This is a genomic window from Nonomuraea sp. NPDC003707 (genome assembly GCF_053587055.1).
This window is the reverse complement of the sequence record NZ_JBSFNK010000033.1, coordinates 99,243-122,126: the sequence shown is the minus strand read 5'-3', so window position 1 is coordinate 122,126 and position 22,884 is coordinate 99,243. Positions and strand designations below refer to the sequence as shown.

The following is a 22,884-nucleotide window of genomic DNA, read 5'->3' as shown; positions in this document are numbered from 1 at the left end:
TGGCGGGCAGGTGTGGCCGAATGCCTACCGGTTCCTATTCGTATACGCCGGGCTGCAACTGATTGGGGTGCTATGTGCAGTCATCGGCCGGACGCGGTACCGAGCGTGGTCGGAGCTTGCTGGTCGCCCATTGGGGAGCGGAGTGGCCGGCGCTGATCCGAAGGACGCCAAAGGCGCCGCGTAGCGGTGGTGCGGCGCTTCACCGCCAAGACCGGCCTGGACATCAACCCGCCCTGACCTCAGCCATCAAGTCTCTCTAGTTGATCCGGAAGACGGGAAAGCCCGGAGCGATCGCCTGCACCTGTTCCTCGGACGCGCTCGCGTTGACTCCCTCGAAGAACCTTCCGACCTCCCAGCCCCAGCGCTTCAGGTACGCCCGGAGAATGGCCGGCTTTTCGTCGTCGGACAGTTCGGTGGCGGTGAACGTTTCGATGCGGCGACCCACGTGCAGCTCGCCGTTTCCAGCGACACGCAAGTTGCGGACCCACTGGGTGATACCTCGGGGCGCGACCAGGTAGCGGGAGCCGTTCAGGGTCAGCATGTTCACCGGCGTGGTGCGCCATTCGCCACTGGACCGGCCGCGGACGTACAGGATCCGGGAGCCCCAGAGGCTGATCCCGAGCCGGGTCAGCCCTGCAACCATACGGTTGAACAGGTGATCCATGTGGGTCGGTTCGATGTAGCGGGACATCGCCAGCTCCTCAGCAGATGGTTCCGAGAGCATTGCTCTCGCTTGAGAACAAGCATGCTCCGGAGATACGCTCACGGTCAAGAGCGGCGCTCTCTGATTTGTGCGCCGATCTCGCCGGAAACGGACTCGGATGGCTCCCACGGACGCGGAAGAGACCGGACGATCCCCGAAAACCCAGGCCCGTGGTGGTGTTTCGCCTTCTCACGGGCCTTCGAGCATGTGCGCGGCCGAGAGGACTCGAACTCCAAGCCTTCCGACGCTGATCCGAAAATCGGAGGTTCAGTGGGCAGGCGGCAGCGAACGTCAGCTGGGTCGGGCGTGTCGAGGTGAGGTGTGGTCAGTTGGCGGGTTCGAGCCGCTTGGGTGGTCACGCAAACTCCTCAGGTTGCGTGAAGTCCCTGACGATCGGGCGGGTTGCTGCACTCTGATGCTGCACGTAGCAACGCGGCTTGCTCCAGGTCAGCTGGCCACTTCATCGCGTGTACCGACAGTTCTTGTCGTAGCCTCCTAGGGCGAGCAAGAAGTCTCGATGATTCCCCGCTTTACGAATTTATGGCACGCCTGATGGGGCACTTGCTCAATTCTGTCTTAGCACCAGAAAATATTGCGATTCACTATGGCTATGGAACTGCTATGAGCCTGCCTAAGACGCCTGGCGCGACCCTCATGCCTGACCCTAAGTTGCTGAGATCACTGGAGCAGTCTTGTGTCGGGCAAGATCGTACGACAGATTCTGCATATCACCGGCACTCGTGAAGACATCGGTCAGGCCAGCTTGCCAGAAAGACGCAGTGATCATCTCCTCGTCGGGCAGGCACAGCCATACCGGGCCGGACGCACCAGGGTAAGCCGCCGATCGCGTGTACTTATGTCCCGGTGGACTTCCTCGCGCGCTGATTGCCCTGCCTGAAGTCGGCGGCTCACAAGGTTCGGGGAGTGCCGCTTGCCGACACGCGCGCCGCCGCTGGGGGACCGGCCGGAGAGCTGCCCCATGCCACGCTGTTGCCTTTTCGTCCCGAAATCTCGGCAGCGAGATCGCTCTAGGTCGTTTGCGCTGCTCGCAGGGTCATTGACGGCCGCTCAAGGTCGCCCGAATATGGCGCGGTTGCTGCTGCGGTTGCTGCCCCCGGCCCACCGCCGCGCCAGGGGCCAGATTCTCGGAATCATGGCATATCTGCGCGAATCGGATCCTTCGGGAGCCACACGTCGGGATAATGTCCATTTTAATGCGGATATTCGGACATCAAGGACACTCCCTCTTTTCTCTCCTTGCTGATTATTTGCCCGCTTATAAACGTGCGTGCGTCTTTCATGATTGATGCTGGGGTATCTCACTTATCGCACTATCGCAGCGGTGCGGGCGTATACGAAAAAGGAACAACTCCGGCATCCGCGCTACCGCGACACCATTCACGAGCTCGATCTGACACAGGTCAACGAGCCTCGGGAAATTGCTTGACGTTCTCGCTGGGAATGCTCACCACGGAAAGGAATGCCCTATGCCATTCATCATGCGCAAAACACTCCCCATGCTGGCCGCACGTACACTCGCCGCCGCCGCCCTCACCGCAGCAGTCATGACGCCCGCGGTCGCGGCATCCTCTGCCCCCAACCCGGCCGAGGCATACATCTCGAGCGTCAGTGCGAACGGAAACGGGTGCCCGCCCGGGACATGGGAGGCGGCGATCAGCCCCGACGGGAAGTCGTTCACCGTTACATTCAGCTCATACGAGACGCTCATCGAATCTGGTGGTGATGCTTCGGATAAGGAATGCACGCTCTCGCTGAACGTGCATACGCCGCCGGGGACTTCGCTTTCCACCGCCAAGCTCTCCTACCAGGGCTACGCGCTCATGGACCAAGCAGGGATGAGCGCGACGCAGAGCGCAAGCTACGACTTCCGCGGTGCTCCCGTCCCGGCTCAGTCGGTTCGCTCGCAGATCTCGGGGCCACACGACGACACGTACCTCTTCTCCGACCGGATCTTGCTTCACGACGACGTGGCGTCGGCGCAGGGCGCAACCCGCGCGCTGAACGGGGTAACGGGCCTAGTCCTCACCAACAACCCCGCAGAGACCGGCAGCGGCTACTTCAACACCACCAGTGTCGACGGGACGCTCCAAAACGGACCGGGCTGCACCATCGACCGGCGCACCGCCACCTCGGGGCAGACCATCGTCGGCACCTCGGGCGCCGATGTCATCTGCGGGTCACCGTTCGCCGACCGTATCGCCGCGCTGGGCGGCGACGACGTCATCCTCTCCTTCGCGGGCAACGACCGGGTCGCCGCCGGTGCCGGCAACGACACCGTCTTCGGCGGCAACGGCGACGACGACATCAGCGGCGACGACGGCAACGACACCCTCGACGGCGAAGCCGGCAACGACCGGATCCTGGGCGGGCCGGGCACCGACACCGCTAACGGCGGGCCGGGCACCGATTCCTGCATAGCCGAGACGACCACCTCCTGCTGAGTCAGGTCGACGCTCCGGTGATGTGGCTTCGGGACGAAGCAGTCGAGGTCGGAGCCGGGCGACCTGCTTTACCCACCTTGGCCGAGCCGGGTCCCGAAGCGAGGGGACCCAGGTCGGACAGTTGCGGGCAGGAAGGAACCTGCGCGACCCGCCGGGCCAGCGTACGGGCCCCCTCGCTCCCGGCCCGACCAAGGACGCCGGGCGAAAGCTGGCCGCCCTTCACCATCGCCCGGGAGCCGATCCGGCGCAGGAGTGCCAACCGTGTGCGACCAGCGTGCGATCCGCCGCGGTCAGCTTCGGCGAGCAGTGGCGACCCAGAGTCCAACTTCTGAGCGGGGGCAAGGCCCCGATCAGGGCACAAAATCGGGTTCCCAAGCTGACATACCCATCACCCAGGTAGGGGGTTGTTCGCTTGCTGCACTTCGCGTGTCATGGCTAGGCCATCGAGCACGCGACCATGGGGACGGTGAGCGGCTCGCGGAGGACGATCGCTTCAGGACGCGGTCACCACAGGCGACGGATGCGTGACCACGGACGCGGTGGTCACGCAGTTTGTCACTCTCCCTCGCCTCACAGTGATCGGCGAGGGAGAGTCTTCCCAGGTGGAGCCTAGGAGATTCGAACTCCTGACTTCCTGCTTGCAAACGGGAGCCGGACCCACGGTCCTGCCTCCGCGCCCCAGCTCACACGTACGTTGACGTCCGCCTCCGTACAACCGCGTAAGCCCCTGTTGCTGTACTTCTCTGCTGTACAGCAGGAAACGCTATTCGCCGCTCCTCCTGCACATGCTCCCCCTCATCCCATTGCTGCATGGCCCCAACCTCAACCACTGGGGCACGCAATCAGATGCCGCAGGATCGCGACCAGCTCAGCCCTGGACGGCAACCCGACGGACACCACCAACCACCTTTTCCGGTGGCAAGCCGACCCGGACCGCAGGGCCGTCAGGCCCGAGGACCGGAAGCGGCGCGGCAGCACCCCATTTTCGTTTCTAGTTCGTTTCATCGAACGCCGGCAGGGCACGGATCAGATGACCGATCCTCATCTGATCCGGCATTGGCCAGTATGCGTAACGTGGTTCGAGCATGCACTGAAACGCTCCACAACCGATCAACCCCTCAAGAAGATCAAGCGGCGATGCCAGAAGCAACCCAAATCTTTTGAACGCTTCGCGTTGCTTCAAAATGCCCTTGTCAAGGGTCATAAAGACATGCACCTTCATTCGAGCCGCAGATCCAACAAGCCATCGATCATAGCCTGCAGGAATAGCCGTTAATGCATCCTCCAGCATCGAGTCCGGCAGGATCAGCAAGCCCTCCGTGAAAGGAGGCACCTCTTCTGGGAAATTACCATCGACCAGACTCAATGCCGACGTAAACTCTCTGAATGCCCTCGTTCTATCGGCTTGACGTTCAGCCGAGAGGCGTCTTTTTGCATCCTTAATCGACCCAGGAAGCACGATAAATCGAATATCGCGCAGGACCCACAGAGCCAACAGCATCTGGAGTCCTTCTAGTTCAGCTGCATAGTTGCCGTCAGCTTGGGTCGGTAACCCGTCACCCTCCCACAGCGCTCGCCCATATTTGAAGTAGTCAATGAGTATATTCGTGTCCCATGCAATGAACAGCGGACCACGACCTTGACGCGTGTGAAATAGCCATGGAGCGCTCTCGTAGACGAAGTGAGGGCCCTCGGGGATTATTCCAATAGACGGCAGAGGGCCGGAAATTCCTCTCTCTATTTCTCTTAGTGCCGCCCGCAACCGCGCGGCCATCGAGTTGAAGAGGTGAATTCCCCATGCCTCAAGACTGCTGTACTCAGCAGTGAGATCGAAATAGACAATCTGAGGGTTAAGCGGCCGCCCACCACGCGCTTCCACGAGTCCTATCATCGCATCTGCGTCAACTGATTATCGCGCTGATGGCCCATTCCCTAGCTGGTCTTCAGCACTTATTGTAGCCAGTCTTCGGGGCGAGTGGCGGCCGGCGTGAGGTCGGATGGCCTCCTGGGGCGTGGTCTATCCATTCCCGACTGAGGCACGAGTACCACACTGCCAAAGCCGTGCACCGTGATGATCTGCATGTGACCTGGTCAATGATGGGGGCAGCGTGCGGGCGGCGGTGGCCGCGACCGGCCGAAGAGCCGCAGTGCGGCCAGCGACCGTCCGGCGCGCGTGGGCCGCCGCAGGCGGCACGCGCCTTGAAACCGTGGAGAAAAGTCTCATCCAGTCGATCAATCGGGCCCTTGGCCTGCAGATTTGATGCCTCGTTGGCTGCGATCATGGTTGATGCATGAGGGGTAACTGCGCATGGCTCAGCCGATGTGAGGGCCATGCCCTTGGAGGAAATGCCCGATCCTCAGCTTCATCGAGCTGTGCATGGCGTAGTCGTCGAGCTCGTGCCGAGGCACCCACCGCACCTCCTTGGATTCTGCGCTGGGTGTCGGCTGGCCGCTCGTCGCCCTGGCCGTGAGGACGAGAGAGAACTCCTGCCGAACCTCGTCGTTGCTGGTGTGGTGGATCACGTGTCGAGGATCGCTATAGGTGCCGACCAGGCCGGTGATCTCGCAGGTGATCCCGGTCTCTTCGAGCGTCTCTCTGATGGCTGCCTGGGGGATGGACTCGCCGAGGTCGATAGCGCCGCCGGGTAGCGCCCAGTTGTCGTTGTCTGAGCGGCGGATGAGCAGTAGCTTGCCGGCCTCGTTGGTGACCACGACGTTCACGGACGGGACGAGGCTGTTGGCAGCTGGCACGTTCGGGTCGTCGTAGTAGTCGATCCGCTTGCTCACGTCCCCGGAGCCTACTGGCCTCGTCTTCACCACCGCCAGCGGCCGGCCGATCGAACCGTCCAACTTCCGGCGCAGCTTCGCGAACGCCTGCACCAAGGCCGGAGTGCGGAAAGTCCACGTCCACGTGACCCGCAAGACCTGCGCATCCTTGCTCGTCGCCCTTGACGTCCATCCGCGGGTGGCCATGCAGATCCTTCGTCACTCGCAGATCGCGGTGACCATGAATATCTACAGCGAAGTCTCGTCAGAGGAGACGCGCAAGGCGCTGAAGCGCTTGGGGCAGCACCTCGGCTCCTGAGCCGTCCACCATGCTAAAGGGCCGCTTCCCCAGGGGAGCGGCCCTTTAGCATGACGCGGGAACTCTAACCTGTCGGTACCCCTCACTACGATCACCGCATGTTTGGCTTAGACGCGGTGGAGTCGATTCTCCTTGTCCTGCTGCTGGTGATCATCGGGATCGGGATCAGCAGGTGGATGGGACGGCGCAAGGTGGTGCGCATCTACGTCGGCCTGGACCACATCACTCCTGTCGGCGTTCAGGTCCGAGCCCACGACCTCATCGAGGCAGACAGGTTCCGCGACGCCGTAGAGCTGATCCGTAAGGAATCCCAGGTATCCCGGCAAACCGCGGTGGAAGTCGCAGAGGTTCTGCGCGCTGGTGGGGTCCTGCCGGGCTTCCCGGTGTTCGATGAGGGAGATCTGTCCACCAGGGTTCGCAAGCTGATCGAAGCCGGTAGCCGGAAGGAGGCCGTCTTCCTTGTGCGAAGCACCGAGGACATGAGCCAGCCAGAAGCCGAGGCGTTCGTCGACTCCCTCTCGCGAGAGCCGAACGCCTAACTCAGGGTGAGTTGTCGCCGTAGCTGTACTTTGCAGCTTTAAAAGATCGAAAAGGCCACTCCCCGATCACGGGAAGTGGCCTTTGACCTGGGGTGGAGCCTAGGAGATTCGAACTCCTGACTTCCTGCTTGCAAAGCAGGCGCTCTGCCAACTGAGCTAAGGCCCCTTCGACGAAGATAGCTTACCGGGCGGACGAAGCTACCTGCGTCGTACCAAGGTCATCGCTCAGTACCAAACTAGGGAAGTCGGCGATCGAGTCAAGGATGTGGGTCGCGCCGCCCTTCAGAAGGCGCTCCCGGCTGTGGACCCCGGTCATCACCCCCGCCACGATCGACGCCCCCGCCCGCCTGCCGCAGAGCATGTCGCTTTCGGAGTCGCCGATGACGGCCACCTGGCGGACGTCCTCCGCCCCGAGGCGCAGCACCGCGTGCAGGACCATGTCCGGCCAGGGGCGGCCGCGGCCGCCGGCGTCTTCGGGGGAGATGGCCAGGTCGATCTTGTCGTGCCAGCCGAGGACGCTCAGGATGCGGCTCAGGGTGGTGCGGCTGAAGCCGGTGATCAGGGCGAGCTTGATGCCGGTGCCGCGGAGTTTGTCGAGGACCTCCAGAACTCCGGGCATGGGGACGAGACCCGCCCGCTCCAGAGTGCCCTCGTAGGAGCGCTCGAACGTCAGGTTCGCCGCTTGCGCCTGGGCCTCGTTCCCGGGGAAGATCCCACGGAAGACATCGATCTTGGGGCAGCCCCGGGACCGGTGCACGTGAACCATGGCACGCGCGTATGCTCCGGTCCCGGGCACTATGCCCTGGGTCGCGATCGCCTCGGCAAAGGCGCGCTCGACCATGGCGATGTCACCGACTGTGGTGCCTGCCAGGTCCAGGCACACCAGCTTGATGGGGACGACGTCACTCATCGCCTCGCCGGTCGGTTAGTTCTCGCTGCCGGTCGCCTCGGTCCAGAGATCGAGCTCTGCGCGGTCGGCCTGCACCTTACGCCAGATCAGCAACCCCCCAAGGGCGATCAGCGCCAGAACGAGCAGCTTCTTCACGGTGTGACCCCACTTCTTCGACGGCCTCACCTGCCGGGGTGAGACCCAACGGTTGACATGCAGCCTAGCAAGGGATGGCTGCGCTCCCTGTGTTGCGCACAGACCAGATGCGCGGAATGCGCGGAGAACGAGTGGTCAGCCCCAGGTGAGGCGCGTTAACCCCATCCCCCACGACATCTCGGATTCCTCTCCGTGTCCATCCCCCTCCACTCAGGGGGCCACCCGTCAGGCAACAGCTCGATCATGCCAAATATCGCGCCCGGGCGCGCATGACTTCGAACTGGACATACCCCAGGGGGGTGTGTTACGTTCCTCGCCGTTCCCAGATATACCCCCCGGGGGTAGCAAAGAAAGGAAGGGGTCACGTCATGGCTGACGAAAGACGCTGGTGGGCGCTCATCGTGCTCGCGGCGGCACAGTTCATGGTGATCATGGATACCTCCATCATCGGCGTCGCGCTCCCCGACATGCAGCGCGACTTAGGCTTCTCCGACGGCGGGTTGCAGTGGGTGTTCAACGCCTACGTGGTCGCCTTCGGCGGGTTGTTGCTGCTCGGCGGGCGGCTGGCCGACCTGTTCGGGGCGCGCAGGGTGTTCGTCACGGGATGGGCGGTCCTGATCGCCGGATCCGTGGTCGCCGCCGCTGCCACCACCGCCTGGGTCGAGGTGGCCGGGCGTGCCGTGCAGGGCATCGGCGGGGCGCTGATCGCGCCCGCCGCCATGGCGCTGCTCATGATGCTCTTCGGCCACAACGCCCGCGAGCTGGGCAAGGCCATGGCGCTGTACGGCGCCGCCGCCCCGGCGGGTGGCACCGCGGGCGTGTTCCTCGGTGGCGTGATCACCGAGTATCTGAGCTGGCCCTGGGTCTTCATCATCTACGTCCCGATCGGCCTGGCCACGCTGGCAGCCACCAGGCTGCTGCCCGCCGTGCGAGGCAAGCGCGGATCCGTCGACCTCGTGGGCGCCGCGTCCGTCACCGCGGGCATCGCGCTCGTCGTGTACGCCATCGTCGCCGCGAACTGGCCGGCCGGACTCGGTGGCGCGGCGCTGCTCGCCTTGTTCCTGTTCGTGCAGCGTACGGTCAGAGAGCCGCTCATGCCCCTGGCCATCTGGCGCACGCCCGGCCTGGCCACCTCCAACCTGGCCATGGCCCTGCTCGGCGCGGCCTGGATTCCCATGTGGTACTTCCTCAACCTCTACCTGCAGCAGGTCCTCGGGTACGGCGCGTTCGCCAGTGGCGCGGCGCTGCTGCCGATGACCGTGGCGATCATGATCTTCATGATCGGCATCACCGCAAGGCTGCTGGGCAGGTTCGGGGCCAAGCCGCTCATCGTGGTCGGGCTGGCGGTGCTGGCGGCCGGGGTGGCCGGGCTCGGGTTCACCGGCGGGTTCGCCACGAACGTGCTCCCCGCGAGCCTGATCGCGGCGGTCGGGATGTCCCTGGCGTACATCCCGGCGATGATGTCGGCCATGTCGGGCGCCCGCCCGGAGGAGGCGGGCCTCGCCTCCGGCATCGTCAACACCACCTACCAGGTCGGCTCCGCGCTGGGCCTGGCCGTCATGACCGCGCTGGCCACCTCCCAGGAGCAGTTCGGCTTCCAGGCCGCCTTCACGGGCGCCGCGGTGGTGGCCGTCCTGGGCGCGGCGCTCACGGCCGCTCTCATGCGCAGGCCGGCCGTACGCGAGAGCGATCCTGTCGGCTGAATCCCCAAAAACCCTTCTAGATACCCTAGGGGGGTAGGGTGTTAGACTACGAAGAAGGAGACGTCATGAGCACCACCACCTACATCGTCAAGGGCATGACCTGCGGCCACTGCGTGAGCTCGGTGAAGGAAGAGGTCAGCGGCGTCGCGGGGATCACCTCCGTGGAGGTGGACCTGGCCGGCGGCCTGCTGACGGTCAACAGCGAAGGCCCCGTCGACCGGGCGGAGATCGCCGCCGCGGTCGAGGAGGCCGGATACGAGCTGGCGGGCCAGGCATGAACGCCGCCGCCAAGCTCGGCGCCTACGTCCTGGGGCTGACCGTCGTCTTCGGCGGCGCCCTGGGTGTGGGCCAGATGGCCGGCCCGACGGCGGCCCCGGCGCAGGTCGAGGATCACGCCGCAATGGCTCCGCAAGAGGACCACGCCGCGATGGCCCCGCAAGGCGAGCACGAACAGACGAAGAGCGATACCCCTAGGGGGCTTCAAGTGTCCGAGAACGGTTACACCCTGAACCCGTTGACCACCGTCAAGGCCGGCGAGCCGACCGACTTCCGCTTCACGGTGACCGGCCCTGATGGCAGGCCGGTGACCGATTACCAGGTCGAGCATGACAAGAAGCTGCATTTCATCGTGGTGTCGCGGGATCTGGCGAGCTTCCAGCACCTGCACCCGGTCCAGGACGGGGACGGGGCGTGGTCGGTGCGGCTGACGCTGGCGGATCCGGGCGTGTACCGGGCGTTCGCGGACTTCGCTCCGGTGGGCGGAGGTAACCTGACGCTGGGTGCGGATCTGCTGGTCGCGGGGGACTACAAGCCGCAGCCTCTTGCCCCGGTGGCTCGTACGGCTGAGGTGGACGGCTACACGATCTCCCTGACGGGTGATCTCGTGCCCGGCCAGGCGAGCAAGCTGACGCTGAGCGTGAGCAAGGACGGTAAGCCGGTGATGGATCTGCAGCCGTATCTGGGGGCGTACGGGCATCTGGTGGCGTTGCGGGCCGGTGATCTGGCCTACCTGCACGTGCATCCGGAGGAGAGCGTGAAGGCGGGGCCGGAGATCACCTTCTACGCCGAAGTTCCCAGCGGTGGCGATTACCGGTTGTTCCTGGATTTCCAGCATGACGGCAAGGTCCGTACCGCGGACTTCACCGCCCGGGCGAGTGGTGCGGGACCGGCTCAGCCGGGCACCAGCGGTCACGGGCACTGAATCAGGAAAAGGAGGGGTGATGACTTCCCTGGCCCAGGACAGATCCGTCGAGCTGTCGATCGGTGGCATGACCTGCGCGTCCTGCGCGAACCGGATCGAGCGCAAGCTGAACAAGCTCGAGGGTGTGAGCGCGACGGTGAACTACGCGACGGAGAAGGCGAAGGTCACCTTCCCGGATGGTGTGGACCCGAAGGACCTGATCAGCGAGGTGGAGAAGGCCGGGTACACGGCCGCGCTACCGGCGGCCCCGGCCCCGAGCGAAGCACCCCCGCAGGACGAGCTGCGGCAGCGGTTGATCACCGCGGTGGTGTTGAGTGTGCCGGTGGTCGCGATGGCGATGGTCCCGGCGCTGCAGTTCACGAACTGGCAGTGGCTGTCGCTGGTGCTGGCGGCGCCGGTGGTGGTGTACGCGGGCTGGCCGTTCCACAAGGCGGCCTGGACGAACCTGCGGCACGGCGCCGCGACGATGGACACGCTGATCTCGGTCGGCACGCTGGCCGCCTTCGGCTGGTCGCTGTGGGCGCTGTTCTTCGGCAGCGCGGGCACGCCGGGCATGACCCATCCGTTCGCCTTCACGATCGAGCGCACCGACGGCTCGGGCAACATCTATCTGGAGACGGCGGCGGCGGTGACCGCGTTCATCCTGGCCGGCCGGTATTTCGAGTCCCGTTCCAAGCGGCGGGCGGGGGCGGCGTTGCGGGCGTTGCTGGAGTTGGGTGCCAAGGAGGTGGAGCTGGCCGACGGCCGGCGCATCCCCACCGACCAGCTCAAGGCCGGTGACACGTTCGTGGTGCGGCCCGGCGAGAAGGTCGCCACCGACGGCGTCATCCTCGAAGGCTCCTCGGCGGTGGACGCCTCGATGCTGACCGGCGAGTCCGTGCCGGTGGAGGTGCGGCCGGGGGATGCGGTCACCGGGGCGACGGTGAATGCGGGCGGCAGGCTGATCGTCCGGGCCACCCGGGTGGGTGCGGACACGCAGTTGGCGCAGATGGCCAAGCTGGTGGAGGAGGCGCAGACCGGTAAGGCGGCGGTGCAGCGGCTGGCCGACCGGATCTCGGGGATCTTCGTGCCGATCGTGATCGCGTTGGCGGTCGGGACGCTGGGGTTCTGGCTCGGCACTGGGAACGGGGTGGCGGCGGCGTTCACGGCGGCGGTGGCGGTGTTGATCATCGCGTGCCCGTGCGCGCTGGGCCTGGCCACGCCGACCGCGCTTCTGGTCGGGACCGGCCGAGGCGCCCAGCTGGGCATTCTGATCAAGGGTCCGGAGGTGCTGGAGTCCACCCGCAAGGTCGACACGGTTGTGCTGGACAAGACCGGCACGGTCACCGAGGGCAAGATGACCTTGGTCGCGGTGCATCTGGCCGAGGGGGAGGACCGCGAGGAGGTGCTCAGGCTGGCGGGTGCGCTGGAGCACGCCTCGGAGCATCCGATCGCCCAGGCCATCGCCCGCGCGGCCCAGTCAAAGACGACGGTGGAGGACTTCGCCAACGTCGAAGGGCTGGGCGTGCAGGGGATCGTGGACGGTCACGCAGTGCTGGTCGGCCGCCCCCGGCTCCTGACGGAATGGTCCCAGCACCTGCCCGACAGCCTGAACAGCGCGCTGGAAACCGAGCAGGCCAAGGGCCGCACCGCAGTGGCGGTCGGCTGGGACGGCCAGGCGCGTGCCGTCCTCGTGGTGGCCGACGTCATCAAGTCCACCAGCCGCCAGGCGATCGAGCAGCTCAGGGCGCTCGGCCTGCGGCCGGTGCTGTTGACCGGGGACAACGAGGCGGTGGCCAGGACCGTGGCGGCCGAGGTGGGCATCGACGAGGTGATCGCCGAGGTGCTGCCCGCCGACAAGGTCGAGGTGGTCAAGAAGCTGCAGGCCGAGGGCAGGGTCGTGGCCATGGTGGGCGACGGGGTCAACGACGCCGCCGCGCTGGCTCAGGCCGATCTGGGGCTGGCGATGGGCACCGGCACGGACGCCGCGATCGAGGCCGCGGATCTGACGCTGGTGCGGGGTGATCTGCGGGTGGCGCCGGAGGCGATCCGGTTGTCCCGCAGCACGCTGAAGACGATCAAGGGCAACCTGTTCTGGGCGTTCGCCTACAACGTGGCCGCGTTGCCGCTGGCCGCGCTTGGGCTGCTCAACCCGATGATCGCGGGCGCGGCGATGGCGTTCTCAAGCGTGTTCGTGGTGAGCAACAGCCTGCGGCTGCGCCGCTTCAAGTGACCGCTGTCCCCATCTGACGGCCGGCGCCATCGAGGCGCCGGCCGCCGCGAACGCCGCGCCGAGCAGCAGCCAGCCGAGGGTGCCGCCGCCGAGCACCAGTGTGGTGAGCGCGACGGGCCCGAGCATCCTGGCCACGGCCACGCCGGTGCCGAAGAAGCCCTGGTACTGGCCCTGCCTGTGGTCGGGGGCGAGCCCGAAGCTGATCTCCCAGGACCCGGAGGCCAGCAGCATCTCGCTGAGGACCTGCAGGCCGGCCGCCACGAGCAGGAACAGCCACCCGTACGGGCTCAGTGCGAACACCGCGCAGGCCGCGAACATCACCAGACCCGCGTACCGCACCGACCGGGCGGCTGACTGCAGTCCCTTCACGCGCCTGGCCACCCGCACCTGGAAGAGCAGCACGGTGACGGTGTTGAGCAGCAGCAGGACCGAGACCATCCAGGTGGGCGCACTCGTACGTGAGGCGATCCAGAGCGGCACGATCAGGCTGAGCAGCGGCATGTAGAAGAGCATCACCGCGTTGATCAGCGTGATCAGCGCGTACGGCCGGTCTCTGAGCACCGCCAGCCGGGGGCCGGGCGCGGCCGGCGGGACCCGTACGGAAGGCAGTTTGAGCAGCAGCCCGGCGGCGACCAGGAAGCTCACGGCGTCGAGCGCGAACACCGCCAGATAGGCCGGCCGCGTGCCGAGGTGCAGGGCGAGCCCGCCCAGGGCGGCGCCGACGGCCAGGCCGCCGTTGAGCGTGGACTGCAGGACCGCCCGAACGACCGTGCGCTCCTCGGGGGCGATCAGCCCGGCGAGCAGGGCCTGGCGGGCGGCCGACAGGCCCGTCTGCGCCGTCCCGTACAGGCAGGCCACCAGCACGAAGAGCCCGAACGAGCGGACGAACAGGAACGAGGCGACCGCCGTGGCGGTCGTGAACGCGAGCAGGACGGCGACGCCGCGCGGCCCGCGCCGGTCGGCGAGGTGGCCGAGCGGCACGCCGGCCACCATGCCGACGGCCCAGCCGAGGGTGAGGCCGAGGCCGATCTCGGTGGCCGACAGGCCGACGATCCTGGTGAAGTAGAACGCTGAGGTGACGAGGTAGACGCCGTCGCCGATGGAGTTCGCGAGCTGGGCCTGAGCCAGGATGCGCCGGGGTGCCATACCCTCATCTTCGATCCCCCATTGTCCCGATATAAGCTCCAATTTCCGGCAAAGTGATTGGGCCAAGTTGGACGTTCACATAAGCCTTCAAGGGCGGGGTGACCTGGCCGCACAGGTCTACCGGCAGCTGCTCGACGCCATTCTCGACGGCCGGCTCAGATCGGGCGAGCGGCTGCCTCCGACCAGGGAGCTGGCACGCAGGCTGGAGATCTCCAGGAACACGGTCGCCGTGGCCTATGACCGCCTGGTCGCCGACGGGTTCCTGGTGGGACGGGCGGGGGCGGGCACGTTCGTGTCGGGGGAGTCGGTGCGCGGCAGGGCGGCCCCTAAGGGCGTGGTGCGGCCGAGGGCGTTCTGGCAGGGGATCGAGGCACCGCGCGCCATGCGGGGAGCCCGATACGACTTCCGGGTCGGCATGCCGGACCCGCGCCTGTTCCCCATGGAGACGTGGCGCCGGCTGGTGGCCCGCGAGCTGCGGGTGAGCGCCGCCGCGTACAGCAGCCCATCCGGATATGAGCCTCTGAGAGAGGCTATTTCACGTCATATAGGCATCAGTCGCTCGGTCCACGCCGGCCCCGACGACGTGCTGATCACGAACGGCGCCCAGCAGGCGCTCGACCTCATCGGTCGCGTCCTGATCGAGCCGGGCGCCTGCGTGGCCGTCGAGGAGCCCGGCTACCCACCTGCCCGCCTGCTGTTCCGCTCGCTCGGCGCCCGCGTGGCCGGGGTGCCGGTGGACGAGGAGGGCATCGACGTCCGGGCCATCCCCGGCGCCGCCCGCATCGTGTACGTCACCCCCTCGCACCAGTTCCCCCTGGGCACACCCATGTCGCCGGCCCGCCGCGCCGCCCTGCTGGCCTGGGCTGAGCGCCGCAAAGCGGTGGTGATCGAGGACGACTACGACAGCGAGTTCCGCTTCGGCGAGCGCCCGCTCGAACCCCTCCAGAGCCTCGACCGCGCGGGCCGCGTCATCTACGTGGGCTCCTTCTCCAAGACCCTGCTCCCCATGCTCAGGCTCGGCTTCCTCGTCGCCCCGGCCTCGCTGGCCCCGGCACTGCGCGCGGCCAAGCAGCTGTCCGACTGGCACAGCGACGTGCCCGCGCAGGCCGCCCTGGCCCGCTTCATTGACGAGGGGCTCCTGTCCAGGCACATCAGGAAGGCGACCCGCGAGTACGCCGCCAGGCACGCCATGATCGCTGAAACGCTGGCGGGCGACGAGCGGCTGCGATTGGTCCCGTCCACCGCAGGCCTGCACCTGTGTGCCCGGCTCGCCCCGGATATAGAGGTACGGCCCGCGCCGGATCTCGCGGTGGAGCCGCTGGAGGCGTACTGCGGTGAGAGCCCGGCCCAGCCCGGCGTGGTCCTCGGCTACGGCGGCATCACCAGGGACGACATCCCCGAAGGACTCAGGCGCCTACGGATGGCGGCGGCTCCAGAACCGGCGGGCCCGCTCCCCTGACAGCTCAGGGTCGTCGGGCGGCGCCGGCTGCTGCACGATCACGACCGTGGTCCGCGCGTGGCGGGCACAGTACATGCTGGTCGAGGGCAGGAAGATGCGGCTGAGCAGCCCGCGCCGGCTCCGCCCCAGCACCAGCAGGTCGCCCTCGCGGGCCAGGTCGACGAGGTGGTAGCCGGGATCGCCGACCCGGCCGATCACCGCCGTTCTGATGTCGTCGGGCACGCCGCCCGCGACGTCGTCGAACACGCCGGCGATCACCTCGCTGCAGCGCGCCTCCTCGCCGGCCCGGAGCGCGTGCTGGACGGGCAGAGCCTCGGGGAATGGGTGGACGGGCGCGCGGCTGACGTGTACGGCGACCAGGGCCATCCGGTGCAGCCTGGCCGCACCGATGGCCCAGGCAAGCGCCCAGCGCGAGGCCGGGGACTCGTCCACCCCCACGATCAGCCTCGCACCGCCGGGCAGTTCCTGTTCCACGGTGCCTCCTGTTAAGAAGTACGACCATAGTGCGCCCGCCGGTGTGTTACCGGGAGGTGGCACTTTTCGAACTATGGAGTCCCCCCGCGAACCCCGGCGTAGCATGCGGGGGTGGACCGAGGGTGGGTGCGACCCCGTCCCGCCCTCGACCGGCGGCTGGACGCGGCGCTGACGTACAGGCTCACCTCGCTCGTCGCAACTACAGGCTACGGGAAGTCCACTGCCCTGGCAGGGTGGAGCCAGGCCGTCGGCGCGGTGCTGCACCGGCTCGGGCCCGCTGATCGTGATCTTCCCACGCTGGCGGGAGCGGTGGCCTCGGCTCTGTCGGAGCGGGTGGCCGGGTTACCCGCCGACCTGGTGACCGCCGCGGACGCCCCGCTCGGGCCCGACGCCGACGAGGTGTCCAGGGCCGCGGCGCTGGCGGGCGCGCTGGCCGAGGCGCTGGGCAGGCGGCTGCGGCGCGGCCTGGCGCTGGTCTTCGACGGCATCGACGCCATCTCGGGCGCCCCGGGCTCCGTGCGGTACGTGGAGACGCTGGTCCGCGTCGCCCCCAGGCACCTGCATCTGGTCACCGCGTCGCGGGCGCCGCTGCCGTTCCCGACTGCCCGGCTGCGCCAGGACCACGAGGTGCTCGACCTCGACGCGACCGATCTCGCGCTCACCCCGGACGAGACGGCCGCCTGGGCGCGCGACCGGCTGGGCGAGCAGGGCGCGGCCGTCGCCGCCACGCTCCACGACGCCTGCGGCGGCTGGCCCGCCGCCGTGCAGGCCGCGCTCGACGCGCTGGCCCGCGAGGACCCGTCCGGCTGGCCGCGCACGGCCGCCGGGCTGGCCGCCAACTCCGCCACGCTCGAACGCCTCACGCTGGCCGCGTTCAAGGACCTGCCGCCGGCGATGCGCGAGCTGCTGCGGGCCGCCACCGTCCTGCCCGTGCTGACCTCCGGGCTGGCCGCCACGCTGGGCGCGCCGCCCGACACGCTCGACTCGCTCACCAGCCGCGGCCTGTTCCTCGAGGCCGGTCAGGACGGCCACCGCCTGACCTTGACCAGCCGCCACGTGCTGGCCAGGCACGCGCCGCTCGACCGGCACGAGGCGCACGACGTGGCGGCGGTCGCGTCCCGCTGGTACGTCGAGCACGACCAGCCCGAGCTGGCCCTGCGGGCCGCCGTCGCGACGGAGCATCCGAGCCTGGCGGCCGCGCTCCTCGACTCGTACGGCCTGCGCCTGGCCGAGCGCGGGGACGTGGTCGCGGCGCTGGAGCTGCTGCCCGAGGCCGCCAGGAACGCTCCCACCATGATCAAGCTGGCCGGCGTCGCCGAGCAGAACCGCGGCCAGTGGACCCGCGCCCGCGACCTGCTCGCCCGGGCCGCCGAGGGGCCGGCGTTCGACGCGTTCGTGGCCAGGCGGCTCGGCCTCATCGACCACCTGCGCGGCGACCTCGACGCGGCCCTGGCCGGGTACGCCAGGGGATACGAGTACGGCCTTCCGCCCGCCGACGCCGCCATGTGCGCCGCGTCCATGGCGTCGGTGCTCTGGCTGAAGGGCGACCGGGCAGGCTGCGCCGAGCTCGCCGACAAGGCGCTCGAACAGGCCGGCAGCCTGGGCGACCCGAGCGCGCTGGCCATGGCCAACACGGTCCTGGCCATGCTCGCCGCGCTCGACGGCGACCGCCGAGCCAACGACGCCCACTACCTGCGCGCCCTGGAGTACGCCGAACGCGCGGGCGACATCGTCCAGCTCATCCGTATTCACGCCAACCGGGCCTCCCGCCACCTGGACGAGGGCGCCTACGCCGAGGCGCTGGCCGAGACGGAGATCGGGGGCCGGCTGTCCGACCTGGTGTCGTTCGCCCCCTATGCCGCCCTGAACGTCTCCAACCGAGCCAAGGCCCTGATCGGGCTCGGCCGCCTGGAGGAGGCGGCCACCGAGGCCGCCGACGCGGTGGCCAGGTGGGAGGCGATGGGCTCCCGCCTGGTCGGCACCGGCCTGAACCGGCTCGCCGAGATCAACGTCCTGCGCGGCGACCGCAGGACGGCGGCGGCGATCTACCGGCGGATCATCGCCGACTCGGCGCCGTCGGGCGAGGTGCAGTCGCTGTCCAACGCGCTCAACGGTCTCGCCGAGCTGCTGGCCGACGACGATCCGGCCGAGGCCGCACGCGTCGCCGAGCAGGCGCTCGAACACGCCGAAGGCATCGCGGGTGTGACCGCCAGGGTCGTGGCCGCCCGCGTGGCGCTGGCGGGCGGACGCCACGACGACGCCAGGGCGCTGCTCGACGAGACCGAACCCGTCGCGGTGAGCCGCAGGGACCACGCCTCGCAGGCCGCCATCGCCGAGCTGCGGGCCGAGCTGGACGGCGACACGCGGCCGGCCGACGAGGCCGTGCGCACGTGGACGATGCTCGGCGACCCGGTGGGGCAGGCCAGGGCCGAGCTGGTCAGGGCGGCCCTGGCCGATCCGGCGACCGGCGGCGAGCTGGCGACCGGGGTGCGCGAGCGCATGCACGCCATCGGCTGCCGGGCGCTCGACGACCGGATCGACGCGCTGATCGCCCGCGCCGCTCCCGCGCCGGGCGTGAAGGTGATCGTCGAGACCATGGGAACGTTCCGAGTGCTGCGGGGCGGCGTGCCGGTCCCGCGTACGGCCTGGCAGTCGCGCAAGGCGCGCGACCTGCTGAAGATCCTGGTCAGCCGGAGGGGGAGCGCGATCGGCAGGGAGCGGCTGGTCGAGATCCTCTGGCCGGACCAGGAGGGTGAGGCGGTCGGGCTGCGCCGGCTGAACGTCATGGTGTCCACGCTGCGCGCGGTGCTGGATCCGGCGCACGAAAGTCCGGCGGACGAGATCGTGGTCTCGGACGAGGGCGCGTTACGGCTTGACCTGTCCAATGTGGACGTCGATGTCGAGAAATTTCTGGATCTGGTGGCTCAGGCCGTACGGCTGGACCAGGCAGGACGTACGGCCGAGGCGCTGGAGCGGTGGACGGCGGCCGAGAGCGCGTACGGCGGGGAGTTCTGCGAGGAGGACCCCTACGCGGACTGGGCCGTGGGGCTGCGCGAGCAGGCCCGGCTGGCCTACACGCAGGCGGCGGCCAGGCTCGCGGCGGCGCGGGCGGGCGAGCGGCGCTACGACGAGTCCGCCCGCTACTGGCTGCGGCTGCTGGAGCGCGACCGCTACGACGAGCGCGCCCACCTGGGCCTGGTACGGGTGCTCGACCTGGCCGGCCGCCGCGGCGACGCCCGCAGGCGCTACCACCTCTACGCCGAACGCATGCGCGAGCTGGAGGTCGAGCCCGCCCCATACCCCACCTGAACCAGACCTGAACCGCCCGGCGAGATGGTTTCCAGATGAGAACGGTCATCGTCCGGCTGGTCGAGCCCGAGCAATCCGGCGGCCAGCTCCGCGGGCTGCTCGAAGAGGTGGGGGGCGAGCCGGTGCCGTTCAGCGGCACGGAAGCCCTCCTCGACCTCCTGCGTTCCGCCGCCGGATTGAGCACCAACCCGACTTGAACCTCGCGCGAACCTCCGTGACGACGATGGGTGTCGAGAGGAGGCGCGATGAGCGAGCAGGGGAGCGGTTGGCCGTTCGTCGGGCGAGGGGGGCCGCTCACGACCGTGCGGGCGGCGCTGCGGTCGGGAGCGGGCGTGATGATCGCCGGTGAGGCCGGGGTCGGGAAGAGCAGACTGGCGGCGGAGGCGCTGGCCGGGTTACCGGGGTACGCGGTGGTGCGCGCGCTCGGCACGGAGACCGCGTCGATGATCCCGTTCGGGGCGTTCGCGCACGTGCTGACGGGCCCGCCGGAGGGCGGCGAGAACCTGCTGAGCTGGGCCGCCCGCCACCTGCGCGAGCGCGCGCCGCGCGGCGAGCTGCTGATCAGCGTGGACGACGCGCACCGGCTGGATCCGGCCTCGGCGGCGCTGGTGCACTACCTGGCGGACAGCGGCGCGGCGCGCGTCCTGGTGACGGTGCGGTCCGGGGAGCCGCAGCCGGCGCCGGTGGCCGCGCTGTGGAAGGACGAGCTGCTCGACAGGATCGAGCTGCCGCCGCTGACGAGGGCCGAGGTCGGGCAGGTGCTCGCGGGCGCGCTCGGCAGCGAGGTGGCCGCGGAGACCGTACGGCACCTCGCGCGGGTCAGCGAGGGGAACGTGCTCTACCTGCGCGAGGTCGTGCAGGCGGGGCGCAACGCGGGCTGCCTGACCGAGCGGGACGGGCAGTGGCGCTGGCGGGGCGAGCTGTCCATGACGACCAGGCTGCGCGAGCTGGTGGGCGACCGGATCGGCCACCTCGACGAGGACGAGCGCGAGGTGCTGGAGCTGGTGGCGTTCGGGGAACCGCTGGGCACGGAGCTGCTGGTCTCGCTGACCTCGGCCCGGGCGGTCGAGCGGGTCGAGGACCGCGGCCTGGTCGTGGCCGTCAACGAGGGCAGGCGGGAGCAGCTGCGGCTCGGCCACCCTCTCTACGGCGAGGTCGTCCGCGGCGGCTGCGGCACGCTGCGGACGCGGCGGCGGCTGCGGATGCTGGCCGACGCGCTGGAGGCCAGCGGGCTGCGGCGGCGCGAGGACGAGCTGCGCGCGGCCGTGTGGCGGCTGGACTCCGGCTCGGTCGCGGCCCCCGAGATGCTGGTGTCCGCCGCCCGGCTGGCCTGGGGCAGGCAGGATCCCCACCTGGCCGAACGCCTGGCCAAGGCCGCGATCGACGCGGGTGGGGGCGTGGCCGCGGTCGCGGTGCTCGGCGAGGTGCTCATGGTGCTGGGCGACGCGGACACGGCGCTGGCGGCGTTGCGGCGGGCGGCGCGCGACGCGGTCACCGAGGCCGACCGCGCCCAGCACGCCTTCAGCCTGGGGATCAACCTGGCGTGGGCGGGCGCGGACGCCGAGGCGTGCGAGGTGCTCGACCTGGCCGCCGTGACGCTGACCGAGCCCGTCTGGCTGCAGGAGGCGCACATCTACCGCGCCGTGACGGACTGCTTCGCCGGGCGGCTGACCGGGGCGGCGCGCTCGCTGGCGCGGTCCCGCTCGTACGGGCCGATGTCGCGGCGCGCCGAAGCGCACGCGGCGGCCATGGAGGCGTGGGCCGCGGCGTACTCGGGGCGTACCGGGGAGAGCCTCGCCATCGCCGCGCGAACGCTGGAGAGCGTGGACAGCTGGCGGGACGAGGCGCCGCACGCGCTGCCGAGCTTCCTGGACGCGCTCTGCGCCGCCCAGACGTTCGCGGGCCTGCTGGAGGCGGCGGACCGGTCGGCGGAGCAGGGGATGGAGCTGCCGGCCGCCGAGCTGTCGGTGTCGGGGTTCGCGGCATATCGGGCGATGGTCGGCCGGTTGCGCGGGGACGTCGCGGGGGCGCTGCGCTGGTGCCGGGACGACCTGGCCAGGATGCCCGGGCGTGAGCCCTATCTGGGGCGGGTGCTGGCCGAGCAGGCGCACGCGCTGGCGCTGCTGGGCCGTACGGAGCAGGCTCGGGAGGTGCTGGCGGAGGCCGGTGCGACGGCGTCCAGGTGGGCCTTCACCCGGCAGCACGTGCTGCAGGCCGAGGTCTGGGTGGCGGCTTCCGGCGGCGAGCTCGACGAGGCGGTACGGCTGTGCCTCGCGGCGGCCGACCACGCCGAGCGGCACGAGCTGCACGCCGGCCTGATGTTCGCGCTGCACGACCTGGTACGGCTCGGCGCCCCGGACCAGTCCGCCAGGCTGGCCGGTCGGGTGGACGGCCTCCTGGCCGCGCTCCTGGCCAGGCACGCCCGCGCGATCGGCGACCCGGTCGAGCTCCGGGCGGTGGCTGGGGAGTTCGAACGGCTCGGGATGCTCCTGTACGCGGCCGAGGCCACGGCTCAGGAGGCGGCGGCGTACCGGGACGCGGGCCGCGGCACGCTGGCCAAGGGCGCGCAGACCAGGGCGTGGGCGCTGGCCAGGCGCTGCCCGGGCGTGTCGACCCCGGCGCTGGTGGAGCTGGCCACGCCCGAGCTGACGCCGCGCCAGCGGGAGATCCTCCAGCTCGCGGCCGCCGGGCTGACGAACCGGCAGATCGCCGACCGGCTCACGCTGTCCACGCGTACGGCCGCCAATCACCTGCAGGCGGCCTACGAGAAGCTCGGCGTGAACGACCGCACCCAGGTGGGCCGCCTGCTGGCGGCGCTTTAGATCAGTTTCAGCAGGCCGTGGTGCAGCGCCCGCCGCTCGTCCTCGGCCAGCACCTGGTACGGCCGCGCGGCCCGCAGGTTGGTCTCCGCCTCGATCCGCGCACGGACGGGCCCGTCCCGCAGGCCGACGATCTCGGCCGCGGACAGGCCCTCCGCCTGCCAGGCCCCGGCGTGGGCGTCGGCGCGGTGGTAGCGGAGGACGGCGAGCCGGTTGAACAGGAGCAGGCCCGGCCCGCTCCCCTCGGGCTCGTAGGGAGGCGCGACGAGTTCGAGCGCGCCGCCCGGCAGCCGCTCGGCTCCGTCGAGCACCCTGCCGATCAGGTGGGCCAGCCGTGGCAGGTCCTGCCCCGCCCAGCTCCGCCCGGCGGCGGCGCCGTGCGCCTCGTACAGCTTCCGGATGAACGCCAGCCCCGAGGCCGTCGCCCTCAGCGCCCCGTCGCCGTCCTCGGCCAGGGTGCCCTCGCTCAGGTGCTCCCGGATCCCGGCCTCTCGCTCGGCCGCGTCGCGGTAGCGGTAGACGGCGCTCAGGCCGGCTCGGGTCAGCGGGCGCAGCGGCAGCACGAACCTGAGGTCGTACAGCAGCCCTGTGCTCACGCCGGTGGTCTCGGCCAGTGCGGTGATCGCTCTGCGGGCGGAGGCGTGCACGTTGACCTGGGCCGCGTCGATGACGGGCGCGATCGCCGCCGCATACTCAGATATTTCCCGAATTTCCGGCATTGTCCGCC

At 69.2% G+C, this 22,884-nt stretch carries 19 protein-coding genes and 1 tRNA gene; 11 read left to right on the top strand and 9 right to left on the bottom strand.

Annotated elements, in window-relative coordinates:
- Positions 1 to 256: 256 nt before the first annotated feature.
- Positions 257 to 691 (bottom strand): nitroreductase/quinone reductase family protein, encoded by a 435-nt coding sequence (locus tag ACWDRB_RS51805; RefSeq protein ID WP_350742227.1) that lies wholly within the window; start codon positions 689 to 691, stop codon positions 257 to 259.
- Between the two features lie 1,499 nt (positions 692 to 2,190).
- Here ACWDRB_RS51805 and ACWDRB_RS51800 point away from each other — a divergent pair.
- A complete protein-coding gene (locus ACWDRB_RS51800) occupies positions 2,191 to 3,165 on the top strand; it encodes a DUF4360 domain-containing protein (protein WP_449907658.1) in 975 nt (324 codons plus the stop codon).
- Positions 3,166 to 4,156: 991 nt separating this feature from the next.
- On the opposite strand, the gene ACWDRB_RS51795 is transcribed toward ACWDRB_RS51800, so the two are convergent.
- Both ACWDRB_RS51795 and ACWDRB_RS51790 read right to left on the bottom strand, forming a co-directional pair.
- On the bottom strand, positions 4,157 to 5,044 hold the full coding sequence (locus tag ACWDRB_RS51795; RefSeq protein WP_449907656.1) for a hypothetical protein: 888 nt from the start codon (positions 5,042 to 5,044) through the stop codon (positions 4,157 to 4,159).
- Positions 5,045 to 5,478: 434 nt separating this feature from the next.
- Positions 5,479 to 5,952, bottom strand: a complete 474-nt coding sequence (locus ACWDRB_RS51790) for an NUDIX hydrolase (RefSeq protein ID WP_449907654.1) — start codon at positions 5,950 to 5,952, stop codon at positions 5,479 to 5,481.
- Between ACWDRB_RS51790 and ACWDRB_RS51785 the strand changes: the two genes are divergently transcribed.
- Together ACWDRB_RS51785 and ACWDRB_RS51780 are read left to right on the top strand one after the other, a co-directional pair.
- The gene (locus ACWDRB_RS51785) at positions 5,945 to 6,250 is read left to right on the top strand and encodes a tyrosine-type recombinase/integrase (protein ID WP_449907652.1); all 306 of its coding nucleotides are present in this window, start codon (positions 5,945 to 5,947) and stop codon (positions 6,248 to 6,250) included. The genes ACWDRB_RS51790 and ACWDRB_RS51785 overlap by 8 nt on opposite strands.
- Before the next feature lie 98 nt (positions 6,251 to 6,348).
- Positions 6,349 to 6,789, top strand: coding sequence for a hypothetical protein (locus ACWDRB_RS51780; protein ID WP_449907650.1), 441 nt, complete (start codon positions 6,349 to 6,351; stop codon positions 6,787 to 6,789).
- Between the two features lie 93 nt (positions 6,790 to 6,882).
- On the opposite strand, the gene ACWDRB_RS51775 is transcribed toward ACWDRB_RS51780, so the two are convergent.
- The 3 genes from ACWDRB_RS51775 to ACWDRB_RS51765 all read right to left on the bottom strand — a co-directional run bounded on the left by ACWDRB_RS51775 (position 6,883) and on the right by ACWDRB_RS51765 (position 7,834).
- Positions 6,883 to 6,955, bottom strand: a tRNA-Ala gene (locus ACWDRB_RS51775).
- Positions 6,956 to 6,970: 15 nt separating this feature from the next.
- Positions 6,971 to 7,699: an HAD-IA family hydrolase gene (locus tag ACWDRB_RS51770; protein ID WP_357752501.1), complete on the bottom strand. Its 729-nt coding sequence runs from the start codon at positions 7,697 to 7,699 to the stop codon at positions 6,971 to 6,973.
- Positions 7,700 to 7,714: 15 nt separating this feature from the next.
- On the bottom strand, positions 7,715 to 7,834 hold the full coding sequence (locus ACWDRB_RS51765; RefSeq protein WP_020542320.1) for a DLW-39 family protein: 120 nt from the start codon (positions 7,832 to 7,834) through the stop codon (positions 7,715 to 7,717).
- A gap of 368 nt (positions 7,835 to 8,202) precedes the next feature.
- Between ACWDRB_RS51765 and ACWDRB_RS51760 the strand changes: the two genes are divergently transcribed.
- The 4 genes from ACWDRB_RS51760 to ACWDRB_RS51745 all read left to right on the top strand — a co-directional run bounded on the left by ACWDRB_RS51760 (position 8,203) and on the right by ACWDRB_RS51745 (position 12,950).
- A complete protein-coding gene (locus ACWDRB_RS51760; protein WP_449907648.1) occupies positions 8,203 to 9,537 on the top strand; it encodes an MFS transporter in 1,335 nt (444 codons plus the stop codon).
- A 65-nt stretch (positions 9,538 to 9,602) separates the two neighbouring features.
- On the top strand, positions 9,603 to 9,815 hold the full coding sequence (locus ACWDRB_RS51755; RefSeq protein ID WP_363985829.1) for a heavy-metal-associated domain-containing protein: 213 nt from the start codon (positions 9,603 to 9,605) through the stop codon (positions 9,813 to 9,815).
- Positions 9,812 to 10,738: a hypothetical protein gene (locus tag ACWDRB_RS51750; RefSeq protein WP_449907645.1), complete on the top strand. Its 927-nt coding sequence runs from the start codon at positions 9,812 to 9,814 to the stop codon at positions 10,736 to 10,738. Before ACWDRB_RS51755 ends, ACWDRB_RS51750 begins: the two co-directional genes overlap by 4 nt.
- Before the next feature lie 19 nt (positions 10,739 to 10,757).
- Entirely contained in the window at positions 10,758 to 12,950 is a 2,193-nt protein-coding gene (locus ACWDRB_RS51745) for a heavy metal translocating P-type ATPase (RefSeq protein ID WP_449907643.1), read from the top strand.
- On the opposite strand, the gene ACWDRB_RS51740 is transcribed toward ACWDRB_RS51745, so the two are convergent.
- Positions 12,900 to 14,096 carry an MFS transporter gene (locus ACWDRB_RS51740; protein ID WP_449907641.1) on the bottom strand — a complete coding sequence of 399 codons (1,197 nt, stop codon included), beginning with the start codon at positions 14,094 to 14,096 and terminating at the stop codon, positions 12,900 to 12,902. The genes ACWDRB_RS51745 and ACWDRB_RS51740 overlap by 51 nt on opposite strands.
- 67 nt (positions 14,097 to 14,163) lie before the next feature.
- Between ACWDRB_RS51740 and pdxR the strand changes: the two genes are divergently transcribed.
- The gene (pdxR, locus tag ACWDRB_RS51735; protein WP_449907639.1) at positions 14,164 to 15,555 is read left to right on the top strand and encodes a MocR-like pyridoxine biosynthesis transcription factor PdxR; all 1,392 of its coding nucleotides are present in this window, start codon (positions 14,164 to 14,166) and stop codon (positions 15,553 to 15,555) included.
- On the opposite strand, the gene ACWDRB_RS51730 is transcribed toward pdxR, so the two are convergent.
- Positions 15,511 to 16,029: a universal stress protein gene (locus ACWDRB_RS51730; RefSeq protein WP_319715898.1), complete on the bottom strand. Its 519-nt coding sequence runs from the start codon at positions 16,027 to 16,029 to the stop codon at positions 15,511 to 15,513. The two genes, pdxR and ACWDRB_RS51730, sit on opposite strands and share 45 nt — an antisense overlap.
- Positions 16,030 to 16,140: 111 nt before the next feature.
- Between ACWDRB_RS51730 and ACWDRB_RS51725 the strand changes: the two genes are divergently transcribed.
- From ACWDRB_RS51725 to ACWDRB_RS51715, 3 genes are read left to right on the top strand one after another with little or no spacing between them, the layout of a single operon-like run.
- Positions 16,141 to 19,338 carry a BTAD domain-containing putative transcriptional regulator gene (locus tag ACWDRB_RS51725; protein WP_449907637.1) on the top strand — a complete coding sequence of 1,066 codons (3,198 nt, stop codon included), beginning with the start codon at positions 16,141 to 16,143 and terminating at the stop codon, positions 19,336 to 19,338.
- A gap of 35 nt (positions 19,339 to 19,373) precedes the next feature.
- Positions 19,374 to 19,535, top strand: a complete 162-nt coding sequence (locus ACWDRB_RS51720; protein WP_364843858.1) for a hypothetical protein — start codon at positions 19,374 to 19,376, stop codon at positions 19,533 to 19,535.
- Between the two features lie 48 nt (positions 19,536 to 19,583).
- The gene (locus ACWDRB_RS51715) at positions 19,584 to 22,160 is read left to right on the top strand and encodes a LuxR C-terminal-related transcriptional regulator (RefSeq protein ID WP_449907635.1); all 2,577 of its coding nucleotides are present in this window, start codon (positions 19,584 to 19,586) and stop codon (positions 22,158 to 22,160) included.
- On the opposite strand, the gene ACWDRB_RS51710 is transcribed toward ACWDRB_RS51715, so the two are convergent.
- Positions 22,157 to 22,876 carry a hypothetical protein gene (locus ACWDRB_RS51710; protein WP_449907633.1) on the bottom strand — a complete coding sequence of 240 codons (720 nt, stop codon included), beginning with the start codon at positions 22,874 to 22,876 and terminating at the stop codon, positions 22,157 to 22,159. The two genes, ACWDRB_RS51715 and ACWDRB_RS51710, sit on opposite strands and share 4 nt — an antisense overlap.
- Between the last annotated feature and the right edge of the window lie 8 nt (positions 22,877 to 22,884).